Source organism: Thiopseudomonas acetoxidans (assembly GCF_030362935.1).
GTDB classification, from domain to species: Bacteria; Pseudomonadota; Gammaproteobacteria; order Pseudomonadales; family Pseudomonadaceae; genus Thiopseudomonas; species Thiopseudomonas acetoxidans.
Genome location: NZ_JAUCDY010000018.1, coordinates 21,925 through 28,563, shown reverse-complemented (window position 1 = coordinate 28,563; position 6,639 = coordinate 21,925). Strand labels below are relative to the sequence as shown.

At 47.9% G+C, this 6,639-nt stretch carries 16 protein-coding genes; 4 read left to right on the top strand and 12 right to left on the bottom strand.

Going from position 1 to position 6,639, the window contains the following annotated elements:
- Window positions 1-438 precede the first annotated feature (438 nt).
- Window positions 439-1,044, bottom strand: a complete 606-nt coding sequence (locus QEZ41_RS11540) for an acyltransferase (RefSeq protein WP_289411744.1) — start codon at window positions 1,042-1,044, stop codon at window positions 439-441.
- 121 nt (window positions 1,045-1,165) lie between these two features.
- On the opposite strand from QEZ41_RS11540, the gene QEZ41_RS11535 reads away from it, so the two are divergent.
- Together QEZ41_RS11535 and QEZ41_RS11530 are read left to right on the top strand one after the other, a co-directional pair.
- The gene (locus tag QEZ41_RS11535; protein WP_289411743.1) at window positions 1,166-1,405 is read left to right on the top strand and encodes a type II toxin-antitoxin system ParD family antitoxin; all 240 of its coding nucleotides are present in this window, start codon (window positions 1,166-1,168) and stop codon (window positions 1,403-1,405) included.
- Window positions 1,405-1,698: a type II toxin-antitoxin system RelE/ParE family toxin gene (locus QEZ41_RS11530; RefSeq protein ID WP_289411742.1), complete on the top strand. Its 294-nt coding sequence runs from the start codon at window positions 1,405-1,407 to the stop codon at window positions 1,696-1,698. The genes QEZ41_RS11535 and QEZ41_RS11530 overlap by 1 nt, the downstream gene beginning before the upstream one ends.
- Before the next feature lie 83 nt (window positions 1,699-1,781).
- On the opposite strand, the gene QEZ41_RS11525 is transcribed toward QEZ41_RS11530, so the two are convergent.
- The 9 genes from QEZ41_RS11525 to QEZ41_RS11485 form a co-directional block, all read right to left on the bottom strand.
- On the bottom strand, window positions 1,782-2,063 hold the full coding sequence (locus tag QEZ41_RS11525; protein ID WP_289411741.1) for a type II toxin-antitoxin system RelE/ParE family toxin: 282 nt from the start codon (window positions 2,061-2,063) through the stop codon (window positions 1,782-1,784).
- The gene (locus tag QEZ41_RS11520; protein ID WP_289411740.1) at window positions 2,060-2,332 is read right to left on the bottom strand and encodes a CopG family ribbon-helix-helix protein; all 273 of its coding nucleotides are present in this window, start codon (window positions 2,330-2,332) and stop codon (window positions 2,060-2,062) included. Before QEZ41_RS11520 ends, QEZ41_RS11525 begins: the two co-directional genes overlap by 4 nt.
- Before the next feature lie 130 nt (window positions 2,333-2,462).
- Window positions 2,463-2,762, bottom strand: coding sequence for a type II toxin-antitoxin system RelE/ParE family toxin (locus tag QEZ41_RS11515; protein ID WP_289411739.1), 300 nt, complete (start codon window positions 2,760-2,762; stop codon window positions 2,463-2,465).
- Window positions 2,763-3,032, bottom strand: coding sequence for a type II toxin-antitoxin system Phd/YefM family antitoxin (locus QEZ41_RS11510; RefSeq protein WP_289411738.1), 270 nt, complete (start codon window positions 3,030-3,032; stop codon window positions 2,763-2,765).
- A 162-nt stretch (window positions 3,033-3,194) separates the two neighbouring features.
- A complete protein-coding gene (locus QEZ41_RS11505) occupies window positions 3,195-3,464 on the bottom strand; it encodes a hypothetical protein (RefSeq protein ID WP_289411737.1) in 270 nt (89 codons plus the stop codon).
- 145 nt (window positions 3,465-3,609) lie between these two features.
- The gene (locus QEZ41_RS11500) at window positions 3,610-3,951 is read right to left on the bottom strand and encodes an addiction module antidote protein (RefSeq protein ID WP_289411736.1); all 342 of its coding nucleotides are present in this window, start codon (window positions 3,949-3,951) and stop codon (window positions 3,610-3,612) included.
- 3 nt (window positions 3,952-3,954) lie between these two features.
- A complete protein-coding gene (locus tag QEZ41_RS11495) occupies window positions 3,955-4,251 on the bottom strand; it encodes a type II toxin-antitoxin system RelE/ParE family toxin (RefSeq protein WP_289411746.1) in 297 nt (98 codons plus the stop codon).
- Between the two features lie 149 nt (window positions 4,252-4,400).
- Window positions 4,401-4,712 (bottom strand): hypothetical protein, encoded by a 312-nt coding sequence (locus tag QEZ41_RS11490; protein ID WP_289411735.1) that lies wholly within the window; start codon window positions 4,710-4,712, stop codon window positions 4,401-4,403.
- A gap of 86 nt (window positions 4,713-4,798) precedes the next feature.
- Entirely contained in the window at window positions 4,799-5,251 is a 453-nt protein-coding gene (locus QEZ41_RS11485; protein ID WP_289411734.1) for a hypothetical protein, read from the bottom strand.
- Between the two features lie 135 nt (window positions 5,252-5,386).
- Here QEZ41_RS11485 and QEZ41_RS11480 point away from each other — a divergent pair, with 135 nt between their 5' ends.
- Window positions 5,387-5,608 carry a TA system antitoxin ParD family protein gene (locus QEZ41_RS11480; protein ID WP_289411733.1) on the top strand — a complete coding sequence of 74 codons (222 nt, stop codon included), beginning with the start codon at window positions 5,387-5,389 and terminating at the stop codon, window positions 5,606-5,608.
- The gene (locus QEZ41_RS11475) at window positions 5,601-5,891 is read left to right on the top strand and encodes a type II toxin-antitoxin system RelE/ParE family toxin (RefSeq protein ID WP_289411732.1); all 291 of its coding nucleotides are present in this window, start codon (window positions 5,601-5,603) and stop codon (window positions 5,889-5,891) included. Before QEZ41_RS11480 ends, QEZ41_RS11475 begins: the two co-directional genes overlap by 8 nt.
- Before the next feature lie 81 nt (window positions 5,892-5,972).
- On the opposite strand, the gene QEZ41_RS11470 is transcribed toward QEZ41_RS11475, so the two are convergent.
- Window positions 5,973-6,236: a Txe/YoeB family addiction module toxin gene (locus QEZ41_RS11470; protein ID WP_289411731.1), complete on the bottom strand. Its 264-nt coding sequence runs from the start codon at window positions 6,234-6,236 to the stop codon at window positions 5,973-5,975.
- Window positions 6,233-6,475 (bottom strand): type II toxin-antitoxin system Phd/YefM family antitoxin, encoded by a 243-nt coding sequence (locus QEZ41_RS11465; protein WP_289411730.1) that lies wholly within the window; start codon window positions 6,473-6,475, stop codon window positions 6,233-6,235. The genes QEZ41_RS11470 and QEZ41_RS11465 overlap by 4 nt, the downstream gene beginning before the upstream one ends.
- Window positions 6,476-6,639: the final 164 nt, after the last annotated feature.

The window sequence follows — 6,639 nt, the reverse complement described above, 5'->3', positions numbered from 1 at the left end:
CCAAGAACATTCTTGCGGTCGGGCATGATCGTCTAGTTGTAGGAATCCCCGTCCTTTAGGGCGGGGAGGATGTCAAGTCCATTAAAATGGCTTTGATCATGTGGAAGTGATTCAAACTCGGAATTATAGCGATGTTGTTGTTGGCAAGTCATAATCTATTCCTAAAGTCATTGTTGAGCTTAGGAAACCTCTGAATAACTACCTGCGTAGCTATCACTGCGTTAAAAACGTGCTCAAAATGCTCATTTACTAGGTGTAAACTGTGCTTTTTCATACGTTTTGCCTTGTGCTAGCGTCCTCGGTAACGTTATTCAGACGTTCCTTAGATAAGCTAACGTCGCGTACTGGGTGACGACCGCATCGCGCTGGCATCCCAGCGACCGAAGGGAGCGAATGATGCGTCTTGTTAGCGGCGACAAAGACACTACACTCGCAGCACTACCACCCCATATTGAAATGAATGCCCGGTTGAAATGAAAATCTAGGGTCAGCAATAAAGAGCTTATCTTCACCCGCTTTTTTGGCGAAACGCACGGTGTATTTTTGCGAGCCTGATACTTTCTCAAGCGAGGCAAGGCTGGCTGCCTGCAAAAGTTGCGGATTTTTTACCCAGTCACTAACACTGTTTGGCGTAATGGTGAATGAAATATACCAAGCCCCAGAAAGAGGAGTGCCAGAAAGCGCGCTTTTGTCCTCTTCTTTTACAATAGTGATATCTTTAATTTCGTAACGCTCCGTGTAACAAAAGCCATTGACTTTCGCATCATATGCTGATTGCCCAAGGCTGGTAAGTGCATAAGTGCTTCCAGATTTTTCCAGCAGACCAGCAACAGCCAATGCGTTAAGCGTAGACTGATTGCTTGCAACTCTATCTTGCTTTATGGGCAATGTGTCGAATAGAACAGAAGTGGCGCAACCTTTTTTTTGGCCAATCTTTTCAGCCAGTGCGGTATGTATTTCCGTTTCGGATGGTTTTGAACCACCGCAGGCGGTTAAAACAAGGAAGACCAAAGTCATACCAGCGATATATATTGTCTTATGCATTAAATGCTCCTTCTTTTAAAATGGGCTAACGCCCAAGCAGCGGCGCATTTTGCGTCCGCTGCCTTGCCTTGTTATGGGTATCTTGGCAGAATGTACCAATATTTGGTACAGGAGACACCCAATGGCCAGAAATACCAGCATTACCCTTGGTTCCCACTTTGACGAGTTCATTGCTGAACAGCTTGAAAATGGCCGCTATGGATCGGCAAGCGAAGTGGTACGAGCAGGATTGCGCTTGCTTGAAGAGACTGAGAGTAAACTTGAAAGACTGCGGCGGCTCTTGGATGAAGGCGAGCAAAGCGGGATAACAGAGTATTCGCTTCAAGGTGTTATTGCAGAACTGGATAACGAAGCTCTCTAATGCCTCCATTTTTGCTCACCTCTGCCGCCCGAAAAGACGTAATTGATATTGGCCGCTTTACCACTGAGAAGTGGGGAAGGCGTCAGCGCGACAAATACCTCAAGCAACTTGACGATGCTTTCAGGCTCCTTGCTCGACAGCCGGAGATTGGGCGCGATGCAGAAGATATAAAACCAGGATACAAAAAGTTTAGCCAAGGTAGCCATATCATTTTTTACCGAGCTGGCACTGAATCCAAGATTGTTGTGATCCGCATACTCCACAATAGCATGGATGTAGAACAGCACTTCTAAAACCCATAACGCAGAGCGCACCGGTGACCTTGACGCAGCGAAGTGGAGACAAAGGCATCCGAGTGACGCGCTTGGTTAAATTACTATCGTTCACCTTCAAGGCCATGCCATACTCGGAGAATGATGATGGCACTAGCATGAAGTGAATATCGAACGACGTATTTTCCAAAAACCATATCTCGAATGGAGTCAGGCACCGGCGCCATTTCAACTGGTGTGCCCATTTTGGGGAATTCTGGAAGTAATTCGATTTTGCCAACCAGTTCGGTGGCAATCCTGGCTGCCGCCGACGGGTTGTACATCGCAACGAACTCCCTGAGGCGTTTCAAATCATCAATGGCCTCATCCGTGTAAGCCAGCTTCACTTACCTGACCTTGGCGCATCCTGCTCGTTTTCGGTTCCCCAGCTATTAAGCCAACTGTGAACCTCGCTGGCATCAACAACCTTGCCTTGGGCAGCAGCCTCCATTGCCTCTAACGTTTGTTTCCAACGCTCTTGCTCAAGCTGCTGCTTTTCTATGTATTCCGACAGTGCCTGGTTGATCACCCAGCTTTTGCTACGGTGCAGCCTGCTGGCGATTGCTTCCAAACGCTGTTCAACTTCTGCCTGAAGGCGAACCGTGGTGACGCTCATGACTATGCCCCCTCATACCTAGTGACTACAACGTATTACAGCATAGTCTGCGAGGTTAGGCAAAAAATTTAACGCCAAGCTTTGCGGCGTGAAGGAGCGCAGCGTAGACGCGTCCGACAACAGCCGCTTGTTATATTCTGCTCTCGGGTAGCTCAAGTTGTCTCTCACTTCGCCAAACTCTAATGAGCACAACCTCAGTCTCTTGCCTCAAGTAAACAACTCGAAAAGGCGAGTGGATTAATTCTCGGATATGGCTTGAACCAAGCTCGGGGACAACCCGACCAGCATCAGGATGGCGCACAAGCATTTCGGCATGTTCCAGAATGGCCATAACATACTCATCGCCGATATGCGGTACGCCCTCTTCGTTGTAGTACTCTTGAATAGATTGCAAATCCCCAAGAGCGGACTGAGCGATGCGTAGCTTCATTTAGTTAATGCCCAGTGTTTTCTTCGCATCAGCTAGAGAAACTGTGCTGCCCTCGCGGACATCCATGAGACCTTGAGCCACGGCTTTAACGAATCGAAGCTCCTCAGCGGTTCTCTCAAACTCCTCAAGCCCTTGAACAACCGCTACTCCACGACCTCGGCTCGTAAGCAAGATTGGCCGTTGTGTATCCTGAGCTCGATTAACCACCTTTCCCGGATTAACTTTTAGATCTGAAAGAGGAACGACATCTTCTGAAAATTTTACCTGCATGACACATTCTCCAAAGTGGTACAGGCACCATTAATAGCACCAGTTAACAGGTGCGGTCAAGAAAATATAACGTTGTAGGTAAGGGCGCTACGCGGCGCTTTATCGCGCAGCGTCCAGCGACCGGAGGGAGAGGCCTTGACCGAAGTGTTAGAGGCGGTCTGCTCATAACCATTTATCGTCTGGGTCAGAGCGCCACCAAGCCCAGAGGGTAGGAAAGGTCGCAAAGAGAAATCCATAGACGACAAGGTGGCTAAAGTTAATGAGAGCATTAAGAAGCAAGATGATAGATAACAGGGCACAAACACGCCCAGTAGAAGGGCGAGAACTGAATTCAGAAAACCATTTGCTGAAATAAATCAGGCTCAGCCCGAGTGACGTGACCACAGCGAAGACCAGCGGAAAAATGGGCTCTTCATCAAAGATGGGGGTCATATAAATTTCCCACAGCCTTTCCAGCCTTTCGTCTCCTTCCGATAAAAAGGGGAGCCCCAACAATATTGCCAACCCTGCATATATAACAAAAGCCAGGGACTGTGGCCCGTTTCCGTATGAGTACCTCATGCCTCTAACGCCCAATTCATGCGCCGGTTATACCGGACGCATGCAATTGATTGTTAGAAGGTGAACTAGCAGGCGCCTGAATGGTTAACTGCAGACCAAGCGCTTTAGCAACTTTAGCTACAGTAGCAAAGGTAGGGTTACCTTCTGGTGATAATGCCTTATACAGCCCTTCCCGTGTCAGTCCTGCATCCCTCGCAAGCTGACTCATATTTTGCGCGCGAGCGACAACACTTAAAGCATGAACAATAAATGCCGAATCGTCACCGGCCTCTTCAATGCATGCCTCAAGATAAAGCTGGACATCTTCTTGGGTTTTAAGATGTTCTGCTGAGTCCCAACGTTTAGTTTTAACATTCATAGTCTATACCTCTAATTGCTTCGCAATTTCTTTGGCTTTAGCGATATCTGCTTGTTGAGAGCTTTTATCACCACCTGAAAGTAAAATCACAACAACAGGCCCCTTTTGAACAAAGTAGACTCGGTATCCTAGCCCGTAGAAGATGCGGAGCTCGCTTATACCATCACCTACTGGTGCTACGTCCCCAAAGTGTCCCATCTCCACGCGATCGATACGCGCCTGAATCCTCGCTTTCGCTCTGCGATCCTTGAGAGATTTAAACCATCTGGAGAACGCTGTTGTTGTTCGGATTTCAATTATGTGTGAACTATAGTTAACGAATATTACCCTGTCAACTATGGTTAACAGGCGAATAGTGTATAACTGAACCTTCTAACGCCGCGCACATCGGTGCGAGCTCGCGAGCATCCGGCAGCCGAAGGCTGCGTAGTGATGCGCTTGGTTATCTGTCATTTTGCGAGAACCTCTTTGCATTTTGCCCAGATCTCGGCCTTTTCCATAGAGACCAGCTTCTCGACGATGGGCCAGTCCGTTTCCCTGCCACTTTCCCTCGTGGTTTTTCCGCTCAGGGGCGCAATGTCTGGGCTTCTAGAAATACCTTTTTCGTCCAACATTGCGGCAATATTCTGAACCTTCATTTGAACCGATGAAACTGGGCGCTTACCAAAGGTAGATACTTTCTTTTCTGCGAGAAGGCCTCGGCCGAAGCGCGCAATGTAGGTACAAAGAACTATTTCGTCCTCCGAATAGTAATTTTTCACTTAGCTATCCCTGTACAGATAACGTTTGGTTAAGGGGCGGGCTTTAGCCCGTCCCAGCGAGCGGAGCGAGCGATTTGAACCAATTGTTAGGAGCCATTTGGCGCGGAGTATAAGAATTTCCCGCCTTTTACTTCAACTGCAGAGCGAACTTCATCAGCGTCTGCACTGGAGCCAATAAACGCCAACTGTAATTTAGGTAGCATGCTTGAAGTGTTATTTAGCGCGGCTATAGTGGCCTTAGCTGCAAACGTACTATCAGTTCCGGATATGGCTACACGCACATCGGTTTTACTTGCGGGTGCTATTGCTTGATGAATACCTGAGACAATAGGCGAGTCTAACCCTGCGCTCCCAATAAGGGCAGATGCCATTGCGCCGGAAATACCGTTGCTTGAGCCTGGAACCCAAATTAAACTGGAGCTCTGACCATTAAATAGAGTCGCTGCAGTTACTGCAGCCTGCTGTGGCGATTGACTGCCTGTGGTGGCGCAGCCAGTTAATGCCAATAACAGTATGGTTAATGCAGCGATATTTTTCATATTGGCTCCTAACGCTTGGGTAATGTGCGGAAAAACCGCAGGTTTTGGAGTCGCATTGACCCACTTGTTACAACTTGCCTCAATTGTGGCATATTGCTACAATTTGATGATATTGGCCCACAGGAGGATATGACAGTGGCAACTACCAGCATACGATTAGACCAAGACCTTATTGATAAAGCCACTATTATGGCAAGAGCACTGAACCGGACACCACCCAAGCAAATAGAGCATTGGGCTAAAATTGGTAAAATTATGGAAGACAATCCAGATTTGCCGTATGAGTTTGTTAAACAGACAATAATTGCGCAAGCTGAAAAAGAAGCAGGTAAACTGGAGAGCTACGATTTTGGTTAAGGCAACGAGTGTTTTACAAACACCGAGCTTCAAAAAAGCGATAAAGAAGCTTAAGCCTAACCAAAAGAAAGAACTGGATTCCGCCATTAAAGAGATCATGGCGAAACACGCGCTTGGCGAACAGAAAAAAGGCGACTTGTCTTTTTTACGCGTGTATAAATTTAAAATGAACAAACAGCTTACATTATTAGGATACAGTTTTAATGATGGCACGCTTACTCTCGAGTTAATGGCACTTGGTTCGCATGAAAACTTTTACCGCGATATCAAACGCAGCACCTAGAGTTGTAACGTGGAGCTTTGCGGCAATTTTGGAACAGCGCAGCGGTGGAAAAATTGTCCGGCAACAGCAGCTGGTTATGCATTATTCGTAGTGGCTCCAGAGCCTGAGGACTTTCACCACTTGCTCGTCTTCAAGCACTTGGTAGACCAGACGGTGCTGAATATTGATGCGGCGTGAATAGGCCCCCGCAAGATCACCAATGAGCTTCTCAAACGGAGGCGGCTTGCGGTATGGATCTTCCGCTATTAGTGCTAAAAGTTCCTGGGCTTTTGGTTTGAGGCCGCTGGAAGCCAGCTTCTTTGCATCTTTCTGGGCTTGGTTGGAGTAAATCAACTTCCATGTCACCAGTCCAGTTCCTCATCGCATTCATCCACGGGAGCATCCATCCCCTCACGAATAGACTCTCGCATACCCGGTACAGAGAGCAGGTAAAGTGTTTCCTGAATTGCAGACCAATCTTCCTCGGAAACCAGGACAGCTTTGTTCCGCTTACCCATGATGACGATCGGTTCGTGGGACTCAGCGGTTTCGTCAATCAACCGATAAAGGTTGCTACGCGCCTCAGTTGCTGTGATTCCGGTCATGACACACCTCTTGCGTGTTCAACTTTGAACCAAGTGTACGCCTTTGAGAACGTACGTCAAGACGAACGACTCGCATAACGTTTGGTTAAGGGGCGGGCTTTTGCCCGTCCCAGTGAGCGCAGCGAACGATTTGAGCCAGTTGTTAGGCTACGGTGCCCGTGTGG